This is a genomic window from Alphaproteobacteria bacterium, from assembly GCA_016699735.1.
GTDB lineage: Bacteria > Pseudomonadota > Alphaproteobacteria > Micavibrionales > Micavibrionaceae > JAGNKE01.
The window spans coordinates 1,437,470-1,463,100 of the sequence record CP065008.1; the positions used below are offsets into that span (position 1 = coordinate 1,437,470).

Here is a 25,631-nt window from a genome sequence, read left to right on the forward strand (position 1 = left end):
GTGCAACGAAAGGAGGACGTTATGTTTACACATATCACAAATCTTGCACACGTCAGATCGATCACGGAGGCCTTAGGATTCTTTCTGTTCTATGTCGTTCTGTTGATAGGTCTTTCTACCTTCCTTGGACACTATATGGGCACACTCGGTCTGATCGAGGGCGGAAAGGTCGGCACCTTCTTTGAAGGCGGCCACCTGCACACCCTGATCGGTACGGGATGGACACTGTTCCTGTCCAGCATGGTTCTGTCCGGGAAGAAACTGACCAATGACCTGATGTCGGTCATTATCGCGCTGGTCGGCGTATACCTGTCATACACGGTTGACGTGTTGATGGGCATGGTCGTGGTTTCCTACCTGACGACGGTAGACGTCACGAAATAAATTTAAAAAAAGGCCGCAACGAACGGCCCCATCAAAAAAATGCAGCCGGGGGATTCTCTCCCGGCTTTCTTTATGCGCTTGAGGCGATGAAACCCGCAGAAAACTTGACTCTTCGTCTGATTTTGATTATCTGGAGGGCAGGATTTTCAAGAAAAGACGGCCATCATGTTCAAGGATATGTTCAATTTCGGAAAAAAACGGACGCTCAAGGAGTCGTTCGGCTTCTTCGTATTTCACAGTGTCTTGCTTCTGGCGACACTGACGGTCTTACGCAGCCTCGGTGTTTAGTGTCTTGCGGATCAGGAGCGCCGACAGGGCGCAGAGCGCAGCCAGACCCGCGCAGAGGATGACGTTGTAATTGGCCATGGACAGGCCGAGCAGCGGGTCCGCCCAGGGAATCTCATCGCACCGCCCGCCGGGGGTGCTCAGGATATTTTCAATCAAAGTCTGACCTTTTGCCTCGAAGTCCGGCAGCTTGCACAGTTCGGTGGACTCCCACCAGTGCCGCTCGACCCCCGTGTGGTAAAAGGCAATCCCGGCGTTGGTCAGGTAGTTGAGGGAGGAGAGGGCCAGCAGGCCGATGCTGAAGGGCAGATTACGCCTCTTCGCCAGCCCCACCATCCCTATGATTGCCCCAACCGCGAACGGATAACGCTGGGTGACGCAAAGATGGCAAGGCTCCAGCCCCAGAAACCCTTCCGCAAAAAACGCGGCGGCCAAAGAAAAGACACAGATAAACAGCAGGAAGGCAAAAACCGTACCCGGTGTGCTGAGGAAATAGACGATGAGGGTTTTAAGCCGTTCCATGTATGCTTATTCGTTAAAAGAACGCAAAAGATTTCAAGGGTGATTGTAAACCCGCCGGGGCAGGTGTAAAACAGGCTTTTAGTGCGAAAAGATCGATTTTTCTGTTGATCCTTTCCGGTTCCCGGCTATGATCGCACAGCCCACCAAAAGATGCGGGTGTGGTGAAACTGGTAGACGCGCCAGACTCAAACTCTGGTGTCCGCAAGGACGTGTCGGTTCGACTCCGACCACCCGCACCAAGCCTCGATCAACCAAATAAACATCACCTTGATTTTACAGAAGAATAAGCGTAAACACCTGCACGGGGCCGAATATTCGGGGTACTAGAAAACAATCGCGCCTAATCTTGCTTTATGGTAATTTAGGCTCCGGGGGATAAATTGGGAGACCCGCATGGCAGAGCATAATAAACCGGAATTGAGTGTCATCGGCGATTTTTCCGACGCCATGATTTTTGCAGAGCGTTCAGACGGCCGTTTTCTGAGAGTTGACCCGAAGCTGGATTTGTCCAAGGCTTTTACCGTGGAGTCTCACAATCCCGCCGGAGAACACTCTAAATTCAGATTTCTGGGAGCGCCTCGTGAAGGGCGGTCTCTTCTTCCCGATCCCGGCAAGGGGGATATCGCTGTTTACCAGCCCTCGGACACCAAAGGCAAAAAGGTCAAGCTTTTCGGCGATGGCCGCATTGAGATTACGAGCAGGCAACCAGAGGTTTAATTTTATCCTCGCCCCGATTAACTTTGCATCTTGGCAAGCCAGCACCTCTCTGGGTTTCTTATAAGCCTTGGTCTTTGTGCCAATCCTAAGGAGTCTTTCTTATCACAAAAACAATCGCCATCATCGGGGGTGGGCCGGCGGGCCTGAAGGCGGCGGAGACGCTGTCGCTGCGCGGCTATGTTGTAACGATTTACGAGCGCAAACCCTCGGTGGGGCGGAAATTTCTTCTAGCCGGACGCGGCGGACTGAACCTCACACACTCGGATGAGATCGATTCCTTTATCCGCAGATACCGCAAACGGGCGGAGACTTTAGAGCCAATCATAAAAGCCTTCCCGCCGCAGGCGATGCGGGAATGGTGCGAGGGTCTGGGGGAGAAAACCTTCGTCGGCACAAGCGGGCGCGTTTTCCCTAAAAGCTTCAAGGCCTCGCCGCTGCTGCGGGCGTGGCTCAGGCGACTGGACAAGCAGGGTGTCCGTTTCATGCTGAACCATGAATGGCGCGGGTGGGAGCAGGGCGCCCTGATTTTTAAAACGCCGGACGGGGGTGCGCAGGTGAAGCCGGACGCGACATTACTGGCTCTGGGCGGCGCTTCGTGGCCGCGTCTGGGATCGGACGGACGCTGGGTCGATATCCTGCAAAAGGAGAATGTCAAAATAGCGCCTCTGCAGCCTGCAAATTGCGGGTTCATCGCGGACTGGTCCGCTATCTTTTCGCAAAAATTCGCCGGACAGCCGTTGAAAACGATCACGGCGTCTTTTCAGGATCACACCGTTCACGGCGAAATCATGATCACGACTAAAGGCATAGAGGGCGGCCCGGTTTACGCCCTGTCTTCTGAATTGAGAGAAGACATCAACAAAAACGGTTCTGCCGTTCTCTTGCTTGATCTTAAACCTGATTTAAGTCTTGAGGCTCTGACGGAGCGCCTGAAAAAGCCGAGAGCCGGAAAATCGTTCTCGAATTATTTAAAAGGCGCGATCAATCTCTCCGAAGTCGCTATCGGCTTGCTCATGGAACGGCCGGACCGTAAAACTTTGGGCGAATATCCTCCGCCAAAGCTGGCGGCGTTGATTAAAGCGTACCCGCTCCAACTCAGCGCCCCCTTTCCGATCGACCGCGCCATCTCGACCGCCGGCGGGGTCACCTTTGAAAGCCTTGATAAAAACCTGATGATTCTAAGTAAGCCCGGTGTTTTCATCGCCGGGGAAATGCTGGACTGGGAAGCCCCGACAGGCGGCTACCTCCTGCAGGCCTGCATGGCGACAGGCGAGCGGGCCGCGCAGGGGATTGTGGAGTGGCTAGCCCAGCAGAAGTGAAAGCCAAAGTTTTCCTAAGGCGTATTATACCGTTATCAAATGACCGGAGGCCTCCAGCGTCGCTTCGTTCGTCAAGCCGGTAACATTATACAAGGCCGCAATCTGCAAAAAATTGTTCGCCCCGCCATCCTGATCCACATACAGCAAAGAGTTTGAACCAGTTTGCGTAATCTGAACGAAATCCGTAATGACATCAATGCCGTAGTCATAAAATCCAAAGAGTACGTCGGAAATATCAATGACGTCGTTCTGACTGGTTTTATTATAGTCATTCACGATATCAATATTCGCGAAAGCAGAGCTAGCCTCGAAAACAAAAGTATCGGTGCCGCCCCCTCCGTAAAGGGAATCAAGTCCGCTTCCGCCGTAAAGTGTATCGTTGCCGTTCTCGCCCCTCATGGTGTCATTCTCGCTTCCGCCATAAAGGGTGTCGTTGTCATTCCCGGCATAAAACACATCCAGGCCGCTTCCGCCGTAAAGCAGATCGTTTCCGTTATTGCCCTTGAGGGTATCGTTTCCGGACTCGCCATTGATCACATCATCGCCATACCAACCTTCCAGAGATGAATCGTCTCCGCTGCCGCCGTAGATAATGTCTTGACCGTCTCCGGCATTGATTGCATCATTGCCATCCCCGCCATAGATCGTATCGTTTCCGCCATAAGCCTGAACATTGTCGTTACCGCCAAGGGCATAGATCACATCGTCGATCAACGATCCTTCGCGGTACGAGCTTTCCATGGTTCCCTTGATAACGGCATCGGCCCCCTCGGTCCCGTAGACGGTCACAAGCGTCCCCTGCATATCCCAGACGGTCCCGTCCGTGAATTTGATGTAATCGATCCCGTACCCGGTATAGTTCTGGTTATCAACGATGATCGTGCTGGTCGTCGTATCGTGATTGTCGATAAGGATGGTCATCTTGTCGCCCAGAGTATGATAGCGCGCTAGCGTGACATCCGCGGCGGCGATACCCGCGCCGAAGATCAGAACGTCGAAATCGGTGGTGGAGCCGAGATCGGTGATGGTATCGTCGCCGTCCCCATGCCCGTAATAGTAGGTATCATCCCCCACCTTTCCGACAAGCGTGTCCGGGTCGGCCCCGCCGTTCAGGTAATCGTTCTTGTTGCTTCCGGTCAGCGTATCGACACCCCCGAACCCGTAATAGGAATAGGGGGTGCTGATACTGCCATAGATCAGATGCTCCCCGGCGGAGGTGCCGAGGATGGATTGTCCCCCCACCTGCCGCGCCGCGCCAGCCGCGACCTGCAGCGTCTCGATGGAGAACAGCGTGTCCCGGTCGCTCGGGCCGTTAAAAACGCTGTTGCCGTAATATTTATCGACCCAGTAATTGCCCAGCACCGCATCAAGAAGGGTGATGTCAAAAAAGACATCGGTCAGATCCATATAATCCACAAGGTCAAGCCCGTCATTCTGCCGGGTGATATCCATCAAATCCATAGGAATCCCGTTCCAAAACGGATCAAGATCATCCGTATCGAAGCCACCGTGATAGACGTCATCACCGAACTTGTCGGCAATGAAATCGTCATTGCCCGTGCCGCCGATGACAATATCATCTCCGTCACCACCTTTGAGCCAATCATTTCCATCATATCCGAAGAGGAAGTCTTCATCGGCTCCCCCATCAAATTCATCATGGTGAATTCCCCCGATGGCGATGTCCCTGTCATTACCGCCTGTAAAAATATTTTCACCGTTGTAGCCTAAAAAGACTGTACTGTCGTGCAAGCCGCTCCCCGCATGAGGGGCGACTGTCACATGATCGCCGCTGGAGCTGCCGACAAAAAGAGTGGATTTAAAATGGCCGGCACCAAGAATCTCATGAGTGGCGCTTAAAGATTCTGTGCTGCCGCTTTGAATGGCAGAAAAAACAATCCGGTTGAAAGCAGTTCCTTCTGCATCTGTCGGTAATGTAAGCCAGTTATTCTGTATAAAACTTTCAAGATTGACGCCAACTTCTCCCGGAACGACATTATATAAATCATCCAGAATGGAGTCGACGAGAGCATCGCGAGTGACAGCCATGGTTGGCTTAAGGTCGGCCTCAATCTGCATCCAGTCCGAAGATTTAAAATTCACCACCAATGCATCAGGGTCATTAGTGTCATACTCTAAGATGCCTGACCTGACATCAGGAGAAGTGCTCGCCAGCGCTACGCCCACATGGGAAAGCGCAAGATGAGATGCATAATGCACAAAAGCTCTTCCAATATCGGCAGCATAGCTTTCTATGGAAGCAGCAGCGCCGCTTGCTGAAAGCGCCTTTCCAAGATCAGTCGCATCATTATGCAAAGAGCGAGCGCCCGTATTGCCAAAAACCAACCCATTGTCAGATTCTAATGCAGAATAAGCTAAAGTTGTACGCATAATGTCAGAAAAACTTTCCTTTGAAACACTAACGCCAGTAAAATTCGCACTCTCTAAATACGAAGCGTTGAGTCCAATAGAACTAGCAAATTCTTTGTTGTAAAGAAGAGGCCAAAAAAACTTTCCTGATGAAAGCCATTCCCCAGTATCAGATCCATCAATCTTTTGAAAAAGAAGCCTTAAAACTAATGTAGCTTGACTATGTCGCGCAATAGCCTCGTTTATAGGATCTAAGCCAATCGTTACGGCAGCTATAAAAGCTGGTATACCACCACCGTAAAAATACTCTATCATTCTGACTATTGCATCGGCACGCGTATCCGTAAACCCTTTTTGTAACTCTGTATATAGATCACTTGGGTTTGGGCCTTCATCATAAGACGGAATTAATACTTCTTGCCACCAATCGAAGTTGTAAGGCACTAAATCAAGATTTGTGTCATCATCACTCAAAGCAAAAGGAGGGTAATATGCTGTTGTATTTGTTTGGAGACCACGAATATATTTAAGAACCTCATGCTCCGTTGAATATGCTATATGACCAATGTTATTGGGGTTGATAGAATCTTGATCTCCGTAGACTTTTATTTTATATTCCTCGTCATAAAGTATTTCATCCCCTGGATTTGTATCTTCTCCTGCATTTTGTAAGGCGTCTTCATAAGGCATATGGTTGTAAACGATGGCATCTTGATTATACATTCCCGCAACGAATCCTGCCAATCCACCACCAAGTGAATGGCCCGTCAAAGTAATGTTTTCATTAAAAAGATTTTCTTCTGCTACAAGAAGTCTATAAAAATCAATTGACATATCTGCTTGTTGTGTTCTGTGATTATCAGCTCCAAGCCCCCATCCAGTATTCATGTCGCCTAAACTGTCTGTGCCTCGATAGGATATGATTGTCTGTCCGAGAGGATTTTCGCCATCTGGTATGACATAACTAGCAGCATAAAAATCTTGCACTTCATCGTTACGGCCCAAAATTTCATCTACCCCCAAAAGAAAGGAATCAACGAGAAAGGCAGCATTACCTACATATTCGGCATCTATTTGAATAGCAGCATTATATCCTCTGTTGTATGAGTCCATCGCCAGAATAGCGTGCAGCAGAGGGTCTGTATTCGTCGTCATCTCAAATTCTCCTTATCAAATTCCGTCAAAAACAGGCTCAATAATAAAATAAGCCCGCCACTCTGACGGGTCGTAAAATTTCAACTTTAGGGAGAGCGGAAATAAAGACACTCTCCGTTCATAATCCGTACAAATTTATCCGCTAAAAACTCTTGAGCGGGAAAGAAAATTTTTTCCCCTAAATCGATCAAGCGGTTAGGAACCACCCTCCCTCGCAAGTAGTAGAGTATTTTTTCAAAGGCGATTCGCAGCGGTGACAACTTCGCAAGGATAAGATCGAAAATCCCGCCCTCTATTCCCATACGGTTCGCCGCTTGTGCGTTTCCAAAGACTCCGCCCTCGCAGCGACTCTTAACTGCAAGTCTGAGCCTATCAGGAGAGGATGAAGGCGGTCGTGCTTATCTCACCCCCCAGTAAAGCGGGATCACGGCCGTGGCGACGGCCCACATGATCAGGTTCATGGGGATGCCGACCTTCATGAAATCCTTGAATTTGTATCCTCCTGCTGAATAGACGAAGGTATTGGTCTGGTATCCGATGGGCGTGGCGAAGCTGGCCGAGGCACCGAACATCACGGCGGCCACAAAAGGGCGAGGATCATAGCCCAGGGAAATCGCCAGACCGATGGCGATGGGAGTCATCAGGACGGCGACCGCGTTGTTGGTCACGACTTCAGTCACGACGGAGCAGAGCAGGTAGATCATGGAAATTATGGCGATCGGTCCGAGGGGACGGACTATATCGACCGTGGTATCGACCACAAGTTTCATCGCCCCGGTATTCTCCAGCGCCGTTCCCACCCCCAGCATTCCGAAAATGAGCAGAAGGATGCGCCAGTCGATGGTTTTAAAAGCTTGCTCATGGGTTATGCAGCCCGTGATCATAACCACCAGTGCTCCTAGAAAAGACAGGCCCGCTATCGGCATGATTTCGAATGTACTCAGGACAATGACCATAACCAGCGTGCCAATCGCGATGGCGGCGCGGTGCGGGTCCAGTTTCCGCTGGCGCATCTGGGACGCGCTCAGAATCTCCTCGTTTTCGAAAAGCTTGGTCAATTCCTCCTCCGGCCCCTCAAGGATCAGTGTGTCGTTTTCCATCAGGATGGTATCGCCAATAGCGCCGGTGATATTGCTGTCTTTCCGGTGGACCCCGATCACGAAGCAGCCGTAGCGGCGGCGTAGGCGCAGATTACGGATTTTTTGTCCGACCATATCGGAATTAGGCGCCAGAACGCCTTCGACTACGATGACATGTTGAGAGGGAAGGGCTTCAGAAACGCTCACCTGTTCAGTCGTAAAGGCAACACCGATATGCTTTTTTAACTCAATCAGTTCCTCACGGTCGGCCTTGAAGACCAAGCGGTCCCCGGCCAGAAGTGGAATGTCGCGCAGGGGCGAAATACGTTTGGGTTTGTCTGGTTCCCCGGTATCAGATGGATTTCGTAGTGTTGTGATAATTGCAGAAATCGCTTCGTGTATTCCCAGCCTGTTCCCATAGTCGCGGCGAACCAAGTCGATGATTTCATAACTTTCGCTGTCGGTGAACTGTACCTCGTTGAGGGTTTTGCCGACGAGTGGGGAGTTGGCGGTGATGATGGCCTCCGAAAGAAAGCGTTTGCGGGAGGCCGCATCCTCCAGTTCATCCTTGGGGGGCATTCTCTCAGGCAGAAGGCGCCGACCCCATGTGGCCATAAACACCAAGCCGGCGGCGGCAAAGCATATTCCCGGAAGCGTGATTTCAAATATTCCGAACGGCTCCAGGCCGTTTTTCTGTGCAATGCCGTCTACAAGTATGTTGGTCGATGTACCGATTAATGTGCAGGTGCCCCCCAGAATTGTGGCATAGGAGAGGGGGATCAGGTATTTGGAGGGGTAATGTTTGAGATGATTGGCCAGTGCAATGACGATGGGGGTCAGGATTACCACTACCGGGGTGTTATTCATGAAAGCTGAGAGGAGTACAACCGAGACGATCAGAGCGACCAAGGCTTGCGTCTGGCTTTTTCCAGCGAGATCAATCAACTTGCGGCCGAGCGCATCGACAACTCCTGTTTTGTCCAGAGAAGCGCTGAGAATAAACATACACGCGATGGTTATGGGGGCACTGTTGGAAAACACATCGAGCATATCCTGGGTGCTGATAGCGCCTGTCAGCAAAAAGATCCCCATGCCGATCAAAGCTATGATATGCGGAGGGTTTTTTTCACGCACAAATGCGACGAACAACCCAATCAGAACAAAAAACGCGAACACGATGTTAAAAGAGGCAAGCATATTCTGCGGACTCCTTGCTGTGACTATTACTTTTCGTGTCTCTGACTTTCGGTGGCACCATAGCATAGAATTTTCTGTTCTTCCAGCAATAATCCATTTATCCTATAGAAATAGTGGGAAATAAGAATGATTACCAATAGAGCAAAATATGCCTTGAAGGCTTTAGCGATTCTGGCACGCAATCCCCGGCAGATGATGCCCGCGCAGAAGATCGCGGAGGAGGGATGCATTCCTCTTAAGTTTCTGGAAACTATTCTAGCCGAATTAAAGAACAGAAAAATCGTCTCTAGCCGCCGCGGCCCTTCTGGCGGTTATCTTCTGGCTCAAAAGCCGGAAGATGTTACGGCGGGCGATATCATCCGTATGATGGACGGGCCGATCGCGCCACTCTTGTGCGCCAGCCTGACCGGTTACCGCCGCTGCGAGGATTGCGAAGATGAGGATTTATGCGCGATCCGTAAGATGATGATGGATTCGCGCAAGGCTTTGTCCGCCGTTCTGGATAGGCGTACGCTCAAGGATCTTGCAGGGTTTGGGACGACTTCCAAAAAGTAGCTTATAAAGTTGCCATCGGAAGATTTTTTGCATTGTTACAAACGATATTGAACTATGATTGGCAAATTGTTTTTATTTGTGAATACGATGGTCATCAATGAGGCTCATAAGGGACGTATCCGACGTTATATCTAATGCCTCCGTGCTGCTCCTCGCGGTTGTAGTCCTTTGTGCAGGGCTTTCGTTTTCCGTCTTTGCACAGGAGGCTCAGCCTCCTGCAAAAGAGCCGGAGCGGGTCACTATCGGCATCCATGTCAACGATATTCAGGAAATCGATCTCAAAACCCACAGCTACCGGCTCGATTTTTATGTCTGGTTCCGCTGGAAAAACCCCGAGATGAACCCCGCAAAAAGCGTCGAGTTTATGAATTCGTTCGAGCCGGAAAACCATGTGCGGACCAGCCTTTATGAAGAGCCGCAGAAAATGCCGGATGGTTCCCTTTACATGATCATACGTGAGCGCGGGAAATTCAGCTCCAAGTTTCCGTTGCAACAATACCCGTTCGACAAGCAGAAACTCTTTATTCTCGTAGAGGACAGTGTCTACGGTTCTGATGCGCTGGTCTATACGCCCGATAAAACGACGGCTTCTCCGATCACCATCAACAAGGACATCAACGTTCCGGGGTTTGAGGTCGGCACGCCGGCCCTCACAATGGGTATGTTTTTTTACGATACGACCTTCGGGGATCTGAATTTCGATGGCGGTACGCAGTATTCGCGGGCCTATTTCACGGTTCCTCTGGAGCGGCCGCAGATCTCCATGGCCGTCAAGATTTTTCTTCCCATCCTTCTCATTCTGGTTTGCACGGCCATGGTCTTTTTCGTTCATCCGGTCTATGTCGAGGGGCGCCTGGGCGTTGTCATTACGGCGCTTTTGACACTCGTTGCTTTGCAACTTACCTCGACGAGTTCGCTGCCCGACGTCGATTATCTTCTGCTGACCGATAAAGTTTATCTCCTCGCATACCTCTTTATCATCGTGACGCTTTGGCACGTCGTCCGCACATCGGCGCGCGCTAAAGCCGAGAGCTTCGATCGTTTGCTCCGAAGCAATATCTATGCGCTTTTGCTTGTCGTTGCCCTGCTCGGCGCTGGATGCTTCGTGATTTTCTACACCTCGTTTTAATTTCATGTGAGCCCAATAATTATTTGCAGAATTGACTTGCTGTTTTTATTGGCTATATTGTTAGTAACCCTAACTATTAAGGAGAATTCATTATGCCAAAGAAAGCCGTCTTTTATCATGCGGGTTGCCCGGTCTGTGTTTCTGCTGAGCAGGAAGTGCTAGACATTATCGACAAGAAAGCCTGCACTCTGGAGGTCGTGCATTTCGGCAACGCCAAGAACAGAATTGCCGAGGCGGAAAAGGCCGGGGTCAAATCCGTGCCCGCGCTCGTCATTGATGGCAAGGTGCTGCACATCAATTTTGGCGCCAGTCTTGAGGATGTCAAGAAAGGCTGATAAATTCAGAAGGTGCGGGAATATCCGTGTTCCCGCATCTTTGCCCGCATCTTTGCCCGCATCTTTGCCCGCATCTTTGTTTGAGTGTCCATGCAGATCGATGCCAAAATCCTTGCCGGACTGGAGCGCATTCAGACCGCCACCCTGTCGCTTTTACAGCAGCAGAGCCACGTTCATGGATTGACGCCTTTACAGATACGCATCCTCAGTTTTATTCGCCTTGAGGAAGCATATACAGTCTCAACGCTTGCCAAAAATCTCGGGATTTCCAAGCCAACGGTCAGTGAGGCGGTGCGTGTCCTCGATTCCAAAAAACTCATACGAAAGCAAGCCAATAACAAGGACGGCCGCACCTACTCGATTCAGCTTACTCCTAAAGGTGGTAAGCTGATCGAGTCTGCGGGAACGTACGATCTTCCGTTACGGAAAACACTCACGTTCCTTGACAACGATCAGAAGGATTCGCTGTGGGAAGCGTTGCTCAACCTGATCCGGATTATGGAAGAGCAGGGGCTGATTCCCCATAACCGTATGTGCCTGACCTGTACGCGTCTAGGAAAAAATGAGCACGGCGTTCGGTATTTCTGCCGTCTCATGCAGGCGCCCTTAATAGTATCTGCGCTGCGGATCAACTGTCCCGAGCATCGGGCACAGGGGGCGGTTCATTGAGGGCTTTTATGTTCCTGTGGAAATAGACGTAAAAAGCCCGCGTTGCGGGTTATATTCCTGCAATTTTCCGTCCTCGATGGAAAAATACCAGCCGTGAAGTTTTAAGACTTTCGACTCTATTCTCTCTTTAATCCACGGAAATCCGGTGAGGTTTCTTAGGGAGTGCAGGATGCATTCCTTTTCGCAGCGATGCTGCGGAGACTCCGTTCCCGGCTCGGTGAGGACTTTTTCCCGCGCCTTTGCTGCGATCTTGACCCAGCTTCCGATAAAGTCGGTGTTATCCATATCGTCCGATTCCAGCAGCGTTTTAACGCCTGCGCAATGGGTATGGCCGAGAACGACGATATGTCTGACCTCCAGGATGCGAACCGCGAACTCCAGAGCCGCGCTGACCCCGTGCAGTCCTGAATCACCAGCCTGATAAGGCGGCACAAGGTTGGCGACGTTGCGGATCACAAAAATATCGCCGGCCGGGCCTCGGTGATGATCGAGGGATCAACGCGTGAATCGCTGCAGGCGATGATCAGGGTTTTCGGCGATTGGCCCTGCCGGGTCAGATCGCCGTAGAGCGTATCGCCGGAAGTGTAGTATTTACGGTAAAATTCCCGGTAACCTTCCAGAAGAGCTTTGACTTCCGCCATGAGTATTAACTCCTTGTCTGACTAACGGTTGCTTTTTATAGGGTTTAGAGGGGCTTTAGGCAATTCGTTTTGCGGGGTTTTTTAGAAATTTGCGATTGCAGGGGGAGGCGCAGAGTGCATATTAGAATGATGAGCAAGCCGGATTCTAAAACTGTAACAAAAAGCCCGTTGGTTGTCGGTCGCTATTATCCTGAGATTGACGGGCTGCGGGCGCTTGCCGTAATGATCGTGATTTATTTTCATAGCGCCTTGATGGCCGGACCAGACAGGGTAGCGGCCGACGCGGCGACGATTTGGGATGCCGGACGGTTTTACTATGAATTCACGATGATCGGCTGGTGCGGGGTCGATCTTTTTTTCGTCATTTCGGGGTTTCTGATCACAGGCATCCTGATGGATACTGCCGATCAGCAAAAGTGTTTCAGGAACTTCTATATCCGCAGAACCTTGCGGATTTTTCCGCTTTACTACGCCGTGCTGATTTTCTCTTTTTTATTGTTCGTATTGTTTTACGGAACCACATTCACACTTCGATTTAGCCTTTATTTTCTTTACCTGCAGAACTGGTTTTCGGTTTTCGGTTACGACTACATCCTCTACTTCGAGCATTTTTGGTCTCTGGCCATCGAAGAGCAGTTTTATATTTTTTGGCCAGTAGTGTTCGTTTGGGCATATCGGCGCGGGATAGTTGAGCCTGTCCTCTTTGTTCTGATATTTCTATCCTTTTTGTTTAGGTTTTACCTAGCAGCCAAATGGCAACTGAATATGGCGTTCTCGATTACTCCGTCCCGGTTGGATGGCCTTTTGCTCGGTGCAGGGCTAGTTTATTTGCTTTCCAGACAAGACGATCCCCGGCGTTTGAACGTCATTTTTGCTAGGGGGATGGCGGTTTCTTTGGCTGCGGTTTGTCTCCTTGCGCTCCTGAACGGCAATCTCTGGGGACGTGACCGCGAGGTACTAATGTTTGGGATTTTTCCAGTCTCTCTGTTTTTTGCATCGTTTCTAGGCTGGGTCGTGACGGCCGACGAGGGGCATTTCATCCGGCGCTTTTTCCGGCTCTCGTTCCTCAGGGAGGTCGGAAAGGTCAGTTACGGGATGTATGTGTATCACTGGCTGATCATGTGCGTGATCGTGCAGCAGGAGATAATGAATCACCAGGGATTTACTTTCATTCATGCGGCTCTTCTTGCGACTGGCGCACCCTTGAGCTTTATTGTCGCATGGCTCAGCTTCCGGTTCTTCGAGAAGCCTTTCCTGAGGCTCAAGGACGTCTATGCCCGGTATTCCGAAGCCAACGGGGCTTAATTGCAGTATTGGGGCAGCAAAGATTTGACATTTTCCCAAAAATCTTTATAAATCGCGGCATTCCCGGGAAAGTGGAGGCCTTTGGCCTCCCGTTGAACCAAGATATATATTCTGATTCAAACCTTTACGGACTGCCGGGACAACATAAGAAAGGCTATAATCATGAGTGGAAAAAGACTCAGTTCCAAGCACAAAATCGACCGCCGTCTTGGCGTCAACCTCTGGGGGCGTCCGAAGTCTCCCTATAATAAACGCCAGACCGGACCCGGGATGCACGGCGCCCAGCGCGGCAAGCCTACAGGCTATGGCGTTCAGCTTTCCGCCAAGCAGCGACTGAAGGGCTATTACGGTAATATCGGGGAGCGCCAGTTCCGCCGCTATTTCCAGGAAGCGTCCCGCATGAAGGGCGATACCAGCCAAAACCTCATCGGACTGCTGGAAAGCCGTCTGGATGCGATTGTTTACCGCGCCTGTTTTGCGCCGACGGTGTTTTCGGCCCGCCAGCTGGTGAATCACCGCCACGTGACCGTGAACGGCAAGGTTATTAACATCCCGTCCTACCTCGTGAAAGAGGGCGATGTGGTCGAGATCCGCGAAAAATCCAAGAAAATGCCGCTGATCATGGTGGCCATCGAGACGCCCGAGCGCGACGTGCCGGATTACATCGATTGCGACAAGAAGGCGCTGAAAGCTACTTATCTGCGTGTTCCGAAGCTGGAAGATGTGCCGTATCCGGTGCAGATCGAGCCGAATCTGGTGGTCGAGTTTTACTCGCGCTAAGAATTTCAAAAAACCTAATTCAAAAAGCCGCCTTTATCGGGCGGCTTTTTTTATCCTAAGGCTCAGTGTTTTTGCCGAGAAGGGCGGAGAGGACGCCGTGAAGGGTCCGCAGTTCCTGTTCCGTGATATCGGCGCGGACAAAGAGGTTCCGCAGATTGCGCTTCATGTAGGGGGCGACTTCGCCGGAGCGGAAGAAATGCTTTTCCTCCAGTTCGAGGATGAGGCGGGCGAGGAACCCTTCAATCCCTACCTGCTCTGCCGGAAGGCTGTCTTTGCGGTGCAGGCCGGAGGCGGGCGGGGCGAGGTGCAGGCGCGACCACTCATAGGCCATCACCAGCACGGCGGTGGCGATGTTCAGGGAGGTGAAGTCCGGGTTGACGGGAATATTCACCACCCCCTGGCACAGGGCGATATCGTCATTGAGCAGGCCCATGCGCTCGGCGCCGAACAGAAAGCCGGCTTTCTGGCCGGATTGCTCACGGGCGGCGGCTTCGGCCACCGCCTGCTGCGGAGTGAAGACGGGTTTGACCATGTCACGGGGGCGGGCGGTGGTGCCCAGAACGAAATGCAGATCGGCGACGGCGTCCTGCAACGTGTCAAACACCCTGACGGGGGGCATGGCGGCGAGGGCGCCGGCGGACATGGTGTCGGCCTTTTCATTGGGCCAGCCGTCGCGGGGGGCGACGAGGCGCAGCTCCGCGAGGCCGAAATTCAGCATGGAACGGGCCGCCGCACCGATATTCTCGCCCATCTGGGGCTGGACCAGAATCATGCAAACCATAGGGTTTTCCTCAAAAACCTTAAAAAGGTGAAAAAATCGTAAATTGCTATCCTATTGATTATTTTGCATTTTTCAACAAAGCTTTACTGCTTTCGGGAATCTCTGTATATATGGAATCCGCTAGAATACACGGCGTGTGGACTTATCGATTCGTTAGGGGGATAAAAAAATGCTCATGAGAAGCGGATTACGGGAAATCGTTGAAAGCGCGGAAAAGCCTTTCAGCATCATTGAAGAATTTGCGTCACTCAGCCCCAAGAGAAAGGTTCTCTTGTGCGACCACTTGTTCGTCGAAGGCCGTCAGGCGTTCTACAACACGGTTGAGTTGCTGTGGCCCGAGGCGACGAATAACGATGCCAAAAAGCTGGAAAAATTCCTGTTTACGTTGAAGAACCGTTCCCACTAAGTTCTGCGTTAGCACTTATTGGTCTTTTCTTTCTCAGTGTTTCTGACAAGCCCCCGGATCGATACGGGGGCTTGTTTTGTTGTGACCTACGCAGTTGTTGCTATCCACAATCCAAACATCATCCATATGCTGTAGCTAATAAACACCGAAAAATGCAGGTATTTTTTGCCCAGAAACCTACACTCTAGATATATGAGTAAAAGAAAGGCTGGTATAAAAATCCAACCATGCGGATGAAGTAAAGCAAGTAGTGGAAGAAAGCTCCCGAAGAATATTACGATAGGCATCCTCTCAGGATTCGTAAAAAAGTCTTGTATTGGCGCACCAGAAATCAGAGTCCAAACAAATATTAAAACTACTATAAACAGAATACTTGCAAGCATACCGAAAATGACTTTTTTAAAAGCGTTTTCTTGTTCCATTGCTGTCTTACCCAGGATGATCTTTAAATCGAACGACGGGTCTCTTTAAAACAAGACCGAGGTCTTTTTCGATATCGACGGGCTGGCCCAAATCCTCTCTTTCTTTTCCCCGCCAGTCCTCATGCATTTTGCGATACATTTCGCTTTTGGCGTGGTCAATTTCCACTCCGCAACGGCCGTTCCTATAGATATCGGATAAAAAAAGACCCGCGGTGGTCTCTCCCTCTCTTACTGCCAGATCCATCAGCATGAGCGCATACGGAATGTTCGGTTTCAGGCCGCCTTCGCCATTTTTAATCATTGTTGCCACGTTCCATTTGGCGTCAATATTGCCGTTTTTTACGGCTTGCACGTACCAGTAGACCGCGCCTTCCTCGTCCTGTTGAACGACATATTGTCCACCTGTTGCTAAAGCCGCGCCCAGCAGATTTTGTGCGCAAGGATTACCAGATTCTGCGTCTTTTATGCGCCACTTTATGGCTTCGATGCGCTCCTCTATTTCGGCTTCGGTAAATTTTTTACGCGGCATCTAAGCCCCGAGGCGTTTGCGCGTTTTTTCCGGGCCGATGAGCAGGAGGAGGTCGGCGAGCTCGGGGCCGTGTTCCATGCCTGTTAAAGCTTTGCGGAGGGGCATGAAAAGCTGCTTGCCCTTACGGCCCGTCTGGATTTTTACGGCATCGACCCAGACGCCCCATGTGTCGCGGGTCCAAGGGCTTGCTGGGAGAAGTTTCGCGGCTTCGGTGATAAAGGCCTGATCTTCGATCACGGGTTCGACCGGGCCGTTGGCGACGCGCCACCATTCCTTCGCGTCCTCCAGCTTTTCGAGGTTGGGGCGCACGATTTCCCAGAAGCTTTCGCTCATTTCCGTGAGGCCGATCTGGGCAAGACGGGGTTTTATCTGTGTGTAGGACATATGATGCAGGATTTTCGCGTTCAGGCGGGTGAGTTCCTCCTGATCGAATTTCGGAGTGCCGCGGCCGAATTTGGCGATATCGAAATGGCCGATCACGTCTTTCATCTCGGTGAAGGGCTCGATGGGGTCGGAGGTGCCGAGGCGGGCCAGCAGGCTGACCACCGCCATGGGTTCCAGCCCTTCCTGATCACGCAATTCCTTGAGGTTCAATGCGCCGAGGCGTTTGGAAAGCTTGCCGCCCTGCGCGTCCGAAAGCAGGGGCAGGTGGGCGAAGCTTGGGGGCTTTGCGCCCAGCGCCTCGAACATCTGGACGTGCATCGCGGTATTCGTCACATGATCCTCGCCGCGCACGATATGGGTCATTTTGTAGTCGATATCGTCGATCACCGAACAAAGGTGATACAGCGGGCTGCCATCCTCGCGGATCAGCACGGGGTCGGACATATCGCCGCCCTCGAAATGCACGGGGCCGCGCACCTCGTCGTCCCAGCGGATGGGGGCGTGGTTCATTTTAAAGCGCCAGTGGGGCTTGCGGCCCTGCGCCTCGAAGGCTTTTTTTTGCTCGTCGGTGAGTTTCAGCGCCTCGCGGTCATAAAGGGGCGGGAGTTTGCGGGCGAGCTGGCTCTTGCGTTTGAGTTCCAGTTCCTCGGAGGTTTCATAGCACGGGTAGAGGCGGCCGGAGGCTTTGAGTTGCTCGATCTTGAGGTTGTAATACTCAAGGCGGTCTTGCTGGCGGGTTTTGTCGTCCCAGTTTATGCCGAGCCATTTCAGCCCGTCCTCAATCGCGTCCTCGTATTCCTTCTTGGAGCGTTCGAGGTCGGTATCGTCGATGCGGAGCAGGAAATGGCCATTCCTGGAGCGGGCGTAAAGCCAAGTAATCAGCGCCGTGCGGGCATTGCCGATATGCAGCATTCCGGTGGGCGAGGGGGCGAATCTTACTCTGATGGTCATTTTATAGCTTTCCTGCTTCCGCTTCGGTCTTCCTCAATAGCCGGAAGTTCAGGCTTTTTCAATGGTTTTAAGGAAATGGTTGGTGATGGGGTAGCGGCGGTCGCGGCCAAAGGCGCGGGAGGATATCTTGACCCCCGGCGGAGCCTGACGGCGCTTGTATTCGGCGCGGTCCAGCATTGTCCAGACTTTCAGCACGGTTTCCGGGGCGTGGCCGCGGGCGGCGATTTCGGCCACGCCTTGCTCGTTCTCGATCAGGCCTTCGAGGATATCGTCGAGTTCCTTGTAGGGGGGGAGGGTGTCCTGATCGGTCTGGTTGTCCTTGAGTTCGGCGGTGGGCGCCTTGGTGAAGATGTTTTCCGGGATTTTCGCGCCTTCGGGGGCGAGGCTGCCCAATGGGATGTTTTCGTTGCGCCAGCGGGAGAGGGCGTAGACCTCCATTTTATAAAGGTCTTTCAGGACGTTGAATCCGCCGCACATATCGCCGTACAAAGTGGCGTAGCCGACAGCCATTTCGGATTTGTTTCCGGTCGAAAGCACCATGGCACCCGTGGCGTTCGAAAGCGCCATGAGGATCAGGCCGCGCGCACGGGGCTGGATATTTTCATGGGTCGTTGCGGGGGTGCTTTTATCAAAGTAAGAGGTCAGCACATCCTGAAACGCGGCAAAGGGTTTTTCGATGGAGATATTGTCCAGACGGATGCTCAGATTTTTTGCCATCGCGGCGGCATCGTCGAGGCTTTCCTGCGAGGTGTAGCGCGAGGGCATCATGACGCCGCGCACCTTGTCCGGGCCGAGGGCATCGGCGGCGATCATGGCGCTGATCGCGCTGTCGATCCCGCCCGAAAGACCGAGGATCACGCCGGGGAAGCCGTTCTTGGCGATATAATCGCGCAGGCCGAGCATCAGGGCACCGTACACATCGCCGAGGCCGCAGCGGGGCAGGGAGTCTTCGGAGAGATGTTTCAGGCTTTCGCCCGCTTTTGCCCATATCTCCGGCGCGAGAAGATCGAGGCTTTCGGTGAAGGCGGGGGAGCGGTGGACACATTCGCCCTTATCGTTCAAGGCGAAGGAGGCGCCGTCGAACACCAGTTCATCCTGACCGCCGACCTGATTGACATAGACTAGCGGCAGGCCGGTTTCGCGGACACGGCGATGAGCCTGCAGGAGTCTGCGGGAGAGGTGCCTTTGTGAGAAAGGGCTGCCGTTGGGGACGATCAGGATTTGTGCGCCCTTTTCCTTGAGGTTTTTCGCGCAGCGGGCGAACCACATATCCTCGCAGGTCATGAGGCCGAGCTTTATGCCCCTGAAGGTGACAGGCTCTGGCAGAGGTCCGGCCTTAAACAGGCGCTGCTCGTCGAAGACGCCGTAGTTGGGGAGTTCGTGCTTCAGGACCGCTGCGAGAATTTTTCCCTCGGCGATCAGCAGGGCGGCGTTATAGCGGTCGCCTTGCATCCTCCACGGAGTGGAAATAATCGCAGCGGATTTTTTTTCCTTACTGGCGGCGAGAATGTCTTCCACCTGTTGCTCTATTTTTTCAAGAAAAACAGGTTTCAGCACGAGGTCTTCGGGCGGATAGCCGCAGGTGACCATTTCAGGGAAAACCACCAGATCGGCGTTTGAGTCAAAACGATCCCACGCGGCCAGAATTTTTTTCGTGTTGCCCGTGAGATCGCCCAGAACCGGGTTGATTTGCGCCATGCCGATGCGGAGGGGAAACGAAGAGGTCATGTTTCAAGCCTGTCCCAAAAGTTCCCCAAGCCTAGCGCAAACAGATTTTCCTGCAAACCCCTTATTCTGCCGCTGCCGGGTTCAGGCTCCGCAGGTCCGGGTTTCTGGACCGGATAGCCTTCAATTCATCGGAGATCAGGAACGCCAGTTCCAGCGCCTGATTGGCGTTCAGGCGCGGATCGCAGTGCGTGTGGTAGCGGTTGGAGAGATCTTCGTCTCCGATCGCTTCGGCGCCGCCGACACATTCGGTCACGTTCTGCCCGGTCATTTCGATATGGATGCCGCCGGGGTGGGTGCCTTCTGTTCTGTGGACCGAAAAGAATCCGCGCACTTCGGCAAGGATATGATCGAAGGGGCGGGTCTTGTAGCCACTATTCGATTTGATCGTATTGCCGTGCATCGGGTCGCAGGACCAGACGACGGCGCGGCCTTCCTGCTTCACCTTTTTGACGAGCGGGGCCAGTTTGTCCTCCACCTGCCGGTAACCCATGCGGGCGATCAGCGTCAGGCGGCCGGGAATGTTTTCGGGGTTCAGCGCATCGATCAGGCGGATCAGTTCGTCCGGCTGGAGCGCCGGGGAGCATTTCAGGCCAATCGGGTTCTTGATGCCGCGCACGAATTCGATCTGGGCGTGGTCTTCCTGATGAGTCCGGGCGCCGATCCAGACGAAGTGGGCGGAGGTGTCGTACCAGTCGCCCGTGAGGCTGTCGGTGCGGGTCATGGCTTCCTCGTATGGAAGAAGCAGGGCTTCGTGCGAGGTATAGAAGCTGGTCTCGCGGATCGAGGGGACGACATCGGCGGTGATGCCGCAGGCGGCCATGAAACGCAGGGCATCGTCGATGCGGTCCGCGAGATCCTGATAGCGTTCGCCGAGCGGACTGTTTTCCACGAAACCGAGGTTCCACTGGTGAACCTTGTTGAGGTCGGCATACCCGCCCGAGGCAAAGGCGCGCAGGAGGTTGAGGGTCGCGGCAGCCTGATTGTATCCCTTGACCATGCGCTGAGGGTCGGGTTCGCGGGCTTCAGGGGTAAAATCGAACGCGTTGATGTTGTCACCCCGGTAGCTTGGAAGAGTCATCCCGTCTTTTGTTTCCATATCCTCGGAGCGCGGTTTGGCATATTGTCCGGCCATGCGGCCCACCTTTACGACGGGCAGGGAGCCGGAATAGGTCAGGATCACGGCCATCTGCAGCAGGACGCGGAAGGAGTCGCGGATTTTATTGGCGTTGAATTCGGCAAAACTTTCGGCGCAGTCGCCGCCCTGCAGGAGGAACCCCTGTCCTGCCGAGACCTGCCCCAGCTTTTTCATCAGGTCGCGGGCTTCCCCGGCAAAAACGAGAGGCGGCATCGCGGCGATTTCGCGCTCGGCAGCCTTGAGCGCCACCTCGTCCTTATAGACGGGAAGCTGCTTGACGGGCTTTTCTCTCCATGATTGCGGGGTCCAGGTTTTCGACATTCGGTGCTCCTTTGCACTCATTCGCAGATTTGGAAAGGAAGTTATGCATAAATCGCCCTGTTTTAGCAATTCTTTAAGAAAAAAAACACCAAATCGGGCCTCTTAGGCGCATTCTTCAGACTTTTTTCAGGGGTTGGCGGTATAACTTATTGAGGCATTTTAACAATTTCATTTTTTATCCTTATTATGAACTCTTCGGGCGTGAGTGTTTTGAAACAGGACTATCCGGCTTCTTCGATTTCGTGCTGGGCGGGGGCGTTTTCAGCTCTCGGCCCTGTTCTTGCGTCCGTCACTCAAACCGAACAAGGTCTTTCTCACAATGCGGTGCTGAAGAGTTTCGATCTCCTTGAAGACTCCCTGAAAAATCTAAAAAAGCCCGGAGAAGATATTTTTGCCACGGATACGCTTGTCGATGCGGGGGGCGATTATACTTTGAGCGGCCTTGCGTTTTTGGCGCTTGAGAAGCTTGGATTCGAGGGAGAGGATGAAATCCTCGTCCGGCCCCTACTGGTGGCCAGCGTTCTGGGTGAAATCCCACATACACTGTCGTACCATAACACCGCCCATTTCCGTAAAGTCCTTTATCACGCGATTCGCTTGATCGTCACGGACCGGACGCTTTCCGGTCCGGCGCAGCCGGGTCTTTCGAAGGAACAAGCCGTCTTGCTGATGATCGCCGCCTGCATCCACGATCTGGGGCATGACGGGTCGAGCAACATTGCCAGTGGGCAGTACGAGCCGGGGCGTCTGGAACAACGGTCCTGCGCTCTTGCCGAGCCTTATCTGACGGCGGCGGGGATGAGCGAAGGGGCGCTCTCCTACCTGCGAACGATGGTTTTGTGTACCGATGCCAGCCGACCGGACAATCCGTCCTGTCCGCTCAGCCAGCTGAAGGCCGCCTACCATCATCATTTTTCGGAATTTTCCGGGAAATCCGAACACAGCGCGGGGCAGGTGTTCGCCTTTTTGCGGAACCGTAAAGACCTGACTCTTCTGGCGATGTACCTGCACGAGGCGGATATCATGAGTTCTGCGGGCGTGTCCTATGAGCGTACCCAGTGTGAGACGATCCAGTTCAAACAGGAGCGTGGAGAAGGGGCGGCGCGACCCTCGGATGTGCTGGAGTTTTTTGATACGATCTGCCGCGGCGGATTTTTAACGCGGGCCGGAAAGGCGCTGGCGCAAAGGCCTTATGAGTCCATTCGGGCGGCGGTCGAGCTGGATTTCGAAAGTGGAAACGCTGTGTATCGGAATCAAGAGTCCTGCTGAGATTCATGATCTTTGGGCGCGTCGGGCCATCTTCGATGCAGCCAGAGCCATTGTTCGGGATTTTCCCTGATCCATCCTTCGATGATTTCATGCGCCTGCGCGATGACGTTTTCAACAGGTAGGGGCTGTCCGTTGTCGTCGTGCGTTTTCAGAGGCGGTTCAATCGTGCCTTCGAAGCGGCAGCCCATCTTTCGCACGATTTTTGCGGGAATCAGCGGGCATTCGAACCGCTGAGCCAACTGGACGAAAATCGGGTTGGTCATGGCGGGATGGCCGAAGAAAGGGACGGATATACCCTCATTGTACTTCTGGTCGATCAGGATGCCCAGATAGCGCCCTGAGCGCAGACTGGCGATGATCGGGCGGCCGCTTTCCGCGGCCTTGCGGAACCCCTTTAGACGTCCGCCGAGACTTCTCGCCTTGTTGAGCAAAGAAGCCGTCCAGGGGTTGTTGGGTTCGCGGTAGGTCAGGTCGATTTCCTTGTTGAACTGGGTATAAAAGGCCGGGCAGTTGATTTCCCAATTTCCCAAATGAGCGCCGAAAAAAACGGCGGGGCTGCCGGATTGAAAAAGTCTTTCGAGATTTTCCTTGCCCGTGATGATCGTATAATCCCGGCTCAGGCGCTCCAGATGAGGGTATTCGGCGATGACGCGGCCCAGATTGTCCCACATTCCTTTGAGGATTTCGTTTTGTCTGGCTGTCGAGATTTCGGGGAAGGCGCGTTCGATATTCTTGCGGGCCTTGCGGGAGGCGGCGAGGCGCGGGCCAACGGTGCGCCCGATCCAGCCGCCGATGGCCGACGCCTTTTCCGGTCCCAGAATCCTGAAAATTCCGAAGAGAAGGAACAGCAGAGCGGCTTCGAGGGCATAGCGCAGTTTTTTCATGGCGCTGCCGCTTTTTTGCTTTTGATATTTTCCAGTGCCTTGCTGAGAAAATCTGTCAGGCGTTCGGGGGCGCTCCATTCCAGCGTAATCTGCAGGGTTTGAATTTGGCTGCGTCTGATTTCAGGGATGCGTACCCAGTCCTTTTCCGTGGTGATGAGAACGGCCTTTTTCAAATTGGCTTCCTGCAAAAGTTTTTGCATCTCGCCCTCCGTGTAAGGATGGTGGTCGGCAAAGGCATGAAAAGCAGCCAGTTTCAGGCCACAATCCTCCAGCGTTTTTTTGAATTTTTCCGGGCGGCCCAGACCGGCAAAGGCGATATAGTTTTTCTGGGAATCCGGGATCAATCGCGGTTTTATAGAGGCGCCGAAGACGGGAATGTGCGCGGGGATTTTATTGGTTATGCTGCGCTGATCTTCGCCAATCAGGATAATTGCATCGGTTCGCTCCAGAGCTTCGTTCAGCGGTTCACGCAGCGGCCCTGCAGGAAGGAGCTTTCCGTTACCCAGTCCACCTGGTCCATCGATAACCAGAAAGGAGACGTTTTTCTTCAATGACGGATTTTGAAAACCGTCATCCATCAGGATCAGGTCTGCGCCGCAGCGTTCGGCGATTTTGGCACCTTCCGGGCGGCTGCGGCTGATAATTACCTGTCCTTCTTTCGCCAGCAGCAGGGGCTCGTCGCCGACTTCAGAAAATCTGTGTGTGTCGTGATCGACTAAAACCGGGCCGGGAAGCGCACCTCCGTAGCCGCGGGAGAGGATGAAGGGGGTTTTTGACAGATTATTCGCACGCAATAGTTCTCTTAATGCGCTTACAGCCGGGGTTTTTCCGCTGCCGCCGCTGACGATATTGCCGACGCAGAGGACGGGGATATTCGCTTTTTCGGTTTTGATTCCGCTGTTTCTGATTTTCCGTCCGGCTTCGTAGAGCCACGTTAAGGGTGTCAGCGCAATTTCCGCCATCGAAGCGGGGCTTGTGGCAGGGCGGTACCAGAAAGCGGGGGTTTTGAGAGGCATCTCAGCCGCAGGTTCTTTTGGGTTCCGGGAAATCTTCATCTTCCTCAGTGCCGATTCCGGTTTTTTGGAGCAGCGGCTCAAGAGTGCTCATGACCTTTTCGATGACCCCTGCCTTTTCCTTGGAAAACTGCAGCCCTTTTTCCTGCAGGGCTTTTATGCGTGACGGGTTTTTGAGCAGGTCGAGCAGCGTTCCCGTCATCGCGCTTTCGTGCGCGACGCGTAAGGCTGCGCCATACCCATCCATTTCATCATAGATTTGCCGGAGGTTCTGGATGTTGGGACCATGCAGAACGGCGCAGCCCCGTTGCGCGGCTTCCAGCGGGTTATGGCCGCCGCCGCCATCGTCGCTGAAGGACCGTCCGATGCAGGCCAGTGGGCAGAGGCTGTAGAACAAGCCCAGTTCGCCCAGCGTATCGGCGATGTAGAGATCGTCCTGTGGGTTGGGTGGGTGCTTCTTTTCTCCGCGGAAGCTGACGGCCACATCGTAATCCGCCAGAGCCGTTTTGATGTCATCCCGGCGTTCGGGATGGCGGGGGACGATGATTGTCAGGAGTCCCGGCAGGTGCCTTTTCAGAATGATATGCAGGCGGGTGGCCATTTCCTCCTCGCCCTTGTGGGTGCTGGCGAAGAGCCACAGGGGGCGTTTGCCGATTTCTTTTTGGAGCGTTTCGCGCTGGTCCGGGTCGCAGGTCAGGGGCTTCGCGCTGTATTTCAGGTTGTCCGTGACCGTGATGTTTTTTGCGCCGAGGTTTTTCAGGCGCTCTGCGTCCTCCGCCGTCTGCGCGAGAAAGATCTCGAACGTGTCCAGAGCCTGTCTGGCTAGCGGTCTGGCCATACGCCACAGGCGATAGGAGCGTGGGGATATCCGGGCGTTGATCAGGGCGGCGGGGATCCTGCGTTCACGGACTTCATGCAGCATATTGGGCCAGAGTTCGGATTCCAGCCACAGCACAAGATCGGGCGACCAGTTGTCGAGAAAAGAGGTTACCCATTCAGGGTGGTCCAGAGGGTAGAATTGATGGATAGCGTTTTTGGGCAGCTTGTTTTCCAAAACGCGGGCGGAGGTCACGGTTCCGGTTGTAACAAGGATATTCAGATCGGGTGTGCGTTCGTTCAGCCTGTCGATGAGGATCAGGGCCGATTGCGCCTCTCCTATGCTGGCGGCGTGGAGCCAGACGAGTTGGCCAGGGGGGCGGTCGAGCTTCGAAATACCCTGCTTTTCATGGATGCGTTCGGGGAGCTCCTTGCCTTTTCTAAGACGATTATCAAGCAGACGAAGAAAAAAGTAGTCAGAATGACGAGTTAAAAGATTAAAAGTAAAAAAATACAGGCTCACAACAAAACAACCAAACCCGTTATCAAC

24 protein-coding genes, 1 tRNA gene and 1 pseudogene are annotated in these 25,631 nt (G+C 53.1%); 12 read left to right on the forward strand and 14 right to left on the reverse strand.

Annotated features, from left to right (window positions below; all coding sequences use genetic code 11):
• Positions 1–21 precede the first annotated feature (21 nt).
• Positions 22–384, forward strand: coding sequence for a hypothetical protein (locus IPN28_06990; protein ID QQS56057.1), 363 nt, complete (start codon positions 22–24; stop codon positions 382–384).
• 267 nt (positions 385–651) lie between these two features.
• On the opposite strand, the gene IPN28_06995 is transcribed toward IPN28_06990, so the two are convergent.
• On the reverse strand, positions 652–1,191 hold the full coding sequence (locus tag IPN28_06995) for a disulfide bond formation protein B (GenBank protein ID QQS56058.1): 540 nt from the start codon (positions 1,189–1,191) through the stop codon (positions 652–654).
• Positions 1,192–1,343: 152 nt separating this feature from the next.
• On the opposite strand from IPN28_06995, the gene IPN28_07000 reads away from it, so the two are divergent.
• From IPN28_07000 to IPN28_07010, 3 genes are all read left to right on the forward strand, one after another.
• A tRNA-Leu gene (locus IPN28_07000) sits at positions 1,344–1,430 on the forward strand.
• A 154-nt stretch (positions 1,431–1,584) separates the two neighbouring features.
• The gene (locus IPN28_07005) at positions 1,585–1,908 is read left to right on the forward strand and encodes a hypothetical protein (GenBank protein QQS56059.1); all 324 of its coding nucleotides are present in this window, start codon (positions 1,585–1,587) and stop codon (positions 1,906–1,908) included.
• A 101-nt stretch (positions 1,909–2,009) separates the two neighbouring features.
• Positions 2,010–3,227 (forward strand): TIGR03862 family flavoprotein, encoded by a 1,218-nt coding sequence (locus tag IPN28_07010; protein ID QQS58560.1) that lies wholly within the window; start codon positions 2,010–2,012, stop codon positions 3,225–3,227.
• A gap of 24 nt (positions 3,228–3,251) precedes the next feature.
• Here the strand turns inward: IPN28_07010 and IPN28_07015 are convergent, their stop codons facing one another.
• The 3 genes from IPN28_07015 to IPN28_07025 all read right to left on the reverse strand — a co-directional run bounded on the left by IPN28_07015 (position 3,252) and on the right by IPN28_07025 (position 9,028).
• Positions 3,252–6,752, reverse strand: coding sequence for a type I secretion C-terminal target domain-containing protein (locus tag IPN28_07015; GenBank protein ID QQS56060.1), 3,501 nt, complete (start codon positions 6,750–6,752; stop codon positions 3,252–3,254).
• Positions 6,753–6,838: 86 nt separating this feature from the next.
• Positions 6,839–7,054, reverse strand: a complete 216-nt coding sequence (locus IPN28_07020) for a hypothetical protein (protein QQS56061.1) — start codon at positions 7,052–7,054, stop codon at positions 6,839–6,841.
• Positions 7,055–7,150: 96 nt separating this feature from the next.
• Positions 7,151–9,028 carry an SLC13 family permease gene (locus IPN28_07025; protein QQS56062.1) on the reverse strand — a complete coding sequence of 626 codons (1,878 nt, stop codon included), beginning with the start codon at positions 9,026–9,028 and terminating at the stop codon, positions 7,151–7,153.
• Positions 9,029–9,154: 126 nt separating this feature from the next.
• Between IPN28_07025 and IPN28_07030 the strand changes: the two genes are divergently transcribed.
• From IPN28_07030 to IPN28_07045, 4 genes are all read left to right on the forward strand, one after another.
• On the forward strand, positions 9,155–9,583 hold the full coding sequence (locus IPN28_07030) for an Rrf2 family transcriptional regulator (protein QQS56063.1): 429 nt from the start codon (positions 9,155–9,157) through the stop codon (positions 9,581–9,583).
• Between the two features lie 97 nt (positions 9,584–9,680).
• Complete coding sequence (locus IPN28_07035) at positions 9,681–10,712, forward strand: hypothetical protein (GenBank protein QQS56064.1); 1,032 nt, start codon at positions 9,681–9,683, stop codon at positions 10,710–10,712.
• A 92-nt stretch (positions 10,713–10,804) separates the two neighbouring features.
• The gene (locus tag IPN28_07040) at positions 10,805–11,047 is read left to right on the forward strand and encodes a thioredoxin family protein (GenBank protein ID QQS56065.1); all 243 of its coding nucleotides are present in this window, start codon (positions 10,805–10,807) and stop codon (positions 11,045–11,047) included.
• Positions 11,048–11,137: 90 nt separating this feature from the next.
• Positions 11,138–11,716 (forward strand): MarR family transcriptional regulator, encoded by a 579-nt coding sequence (locus IPN28_07045; GenBank protein QQS56066.1) that lies wholly within the window; start codon positions 11,138–11,140, stop codon positions 11,714–11,716.
• Between the two features lie 6 nt (positions 11,717–11,722).
• On the opposite strand, the pseudogene IPN28_07050 reads toward IPN28_07045, so the two are convergent.
• A pseudogene (locus tag IPN28_07050) lies at positions 11,723–12,357 on the reverse strand (carbonic anhydrase).
• A 114-nt stretch (positions 12,358–12,471) separates the two neighbouring features.
• Here IPN28_07050 and IPN28_07055 point away from each other — a divergent pair.
• Positions 12,472–13,662, forward strand: coding sequence for an acyltransferase (locus tag IPN28_07055; GenBank protein QQS56067.1), 1,191 nt, complete (start codon positions 12,472–12,474; stop codon positions 13,660–13,662).
• A 162-nt stretch (positions 13,663–13,824) separates the two neighbouring features.
• Positions 13,825–14,442, forward strand: coding sequence for a 30S ribosomal protein S4 (rpsD, locus tag IPN28_07060; protein ID QQS56068.1), 618 nt, complete (start codon positions 13,825–13,827; stop codon positions 14,440–14,442).
• A 55-nt stretch (positions 14,443–14,497) separates the two neighbouring features.
• Here the strand turns inward: rpsD and IPN28_07065 are convergent, their stop codons facing one another.
• On the reverse strand, positions 14,498–15,223 hold the full coding sequence (locus IPN28_07065; GenBank protein ID QQS56069.1) for an RNA methyltransferase: 726 nt from the start codon (positions 15,221–15,223) through the stop codon (positions 14,498–14,500).
• Positions 15,224–15,392: 169 nt separating this feature from the next.
• Between IPN28_07065 and IPN28_07070 the strand changes: the two genes are divergently transcribed.
• Entirely contained in the window at positions 15,393–15,629 is a 237-nt protein-coding gene (locus IPN28_07070; protein QQS56070.1) for a hypothetical protein, read from the forward strand.
• 86 nt (positions 15,630–15,715) lie between these two features.
• Here IPN28_07070 and IPN28_07075 read toward each other — a convergent pair whose 3' ends face one another.
• The 5 genes from IPN28_07075 to IPN28_07095 all read right to left on the reverse strand — a co-directional run bounded on the left by IPN28_07075 (position 15,716) and on the right by IPN28_07095 (position 21,099).
• Positions 15,716–16,051 (reverse strand): hypothetical protein, encoded by a 336-nt coding sequence (locus tag IPN28_07075; GenBank protein ID QQS56071.1) that lies wholly within the window; start codon positions 16,049–16,051, stop codon positions 15,716–15,718.
• Positions 16,052–16,058: 7 nt separating this feature from the next.
• On the reverse strand, positions 16,059–16,580 hold the full coding sequence (locus IPN28_07080; GenBank protein QQS56072.1) for a sel1 repeat family protein: 522 nt from the start codon (positions 16,578–16,580) through the stop codon (positions 16,059–16,061).
• The gene (locus tag IPN28_07085; protein ID QQS56073.1) at positions 16,581–17,915 is read right to left on the reverse strand and encodes a glutamate--tRNA ligase; all 1,335 of its coding nucleotides are present in this window, start codon (positions 17,913–17,915) and stop codon (positions 16,581–16,583) included.
• Between the two features lie 48 nt (positions 17,916–17,963).
• A complete protein-coding gene (locus tag IPN28_07090) occupies positions 17,964–19,643 on the reverse strand; it encodes an NAD+ synthase (GenBank protein ID QQS56074.1) in 1,680 nt (559 codons plus the stop codon).
• A 61-nt stretch (positions 19,644–19,704) separates the two neighbouring features.
• Positions 19,705–21,099, reverse strand: coding sequence for a 3-deoxy-7-phosphoheptulonate synthase class II (locus IPN28_07095; protein ID QQS56075.1), 1,395 nt, complete (start codon positions 21,097–21,099; stop codon positions 19,705–19,707).
• A gap of 201 nt (positions 21,100–21,300) precedes the next feature.
• Here IPN28_07095 and IPN28_07100 point away from each other — a divergent pair, with 201 nt between their 5' ends.
• Entirely contained in the window at positions 21,301–22,368 is a 1,068-nt protein-coding gene (locus IPN28_07100; GenBank protein ID QQS56076.1) for a hypothetical protein, read from the forward strand.
• Here the strand turns inward: IPN28_07100 and IPN28_07105 are convergent.
• The 3 genes from IPN28_07105 to IPN28_07115 are packed head-to-tail and all read right to left on the reverse strand — an operon-like array spanning position 22,353 to position 25,541.
• Positions 22,353–23,252, reverse strand: coding sequence for a lipid A biosynthesis acyltransferase (locus IPN28_07105; protein QQS56077.1), 900 nt, complete (start codon positions 23,250–23,252; stop codon positions 22,353–22,355). The genes IPN28_07100 and IPN28_07105 overlap by 16 nt on opposite strands.
• Positions 23,249–24,268, reverse strand: coding sequence for a tetraacyldisaccharide 4'-kinase (gene lpxK / locus IPN28_07110; protein ID QQS56078.1), 1,020 nt, complete (start codon positions 24,266–24,268; stop codon positions 23,249–23,251). Before lpxK ends, IPN28_07105 begins: the two co-directional genes overlap by 4 nt.
• A 1-nt stretch (position 24,269) precedes the next feature.
• Positions 24,270–25,541 carry a 3-deoxy-D-manno-octulosonic acid transferase gene (locus IPN28_07115; protein QQS58561.1) on the reverse strand — a complete coding sequence of 424 codons (1,272 nt, stop codon included), beginning with the start codon at positions 25,539–25,541 and terminating at the stop codon, positions 24,270–24,272.
• Positions 25,542–25,631 lie beyond the last annotated feature (90 nt).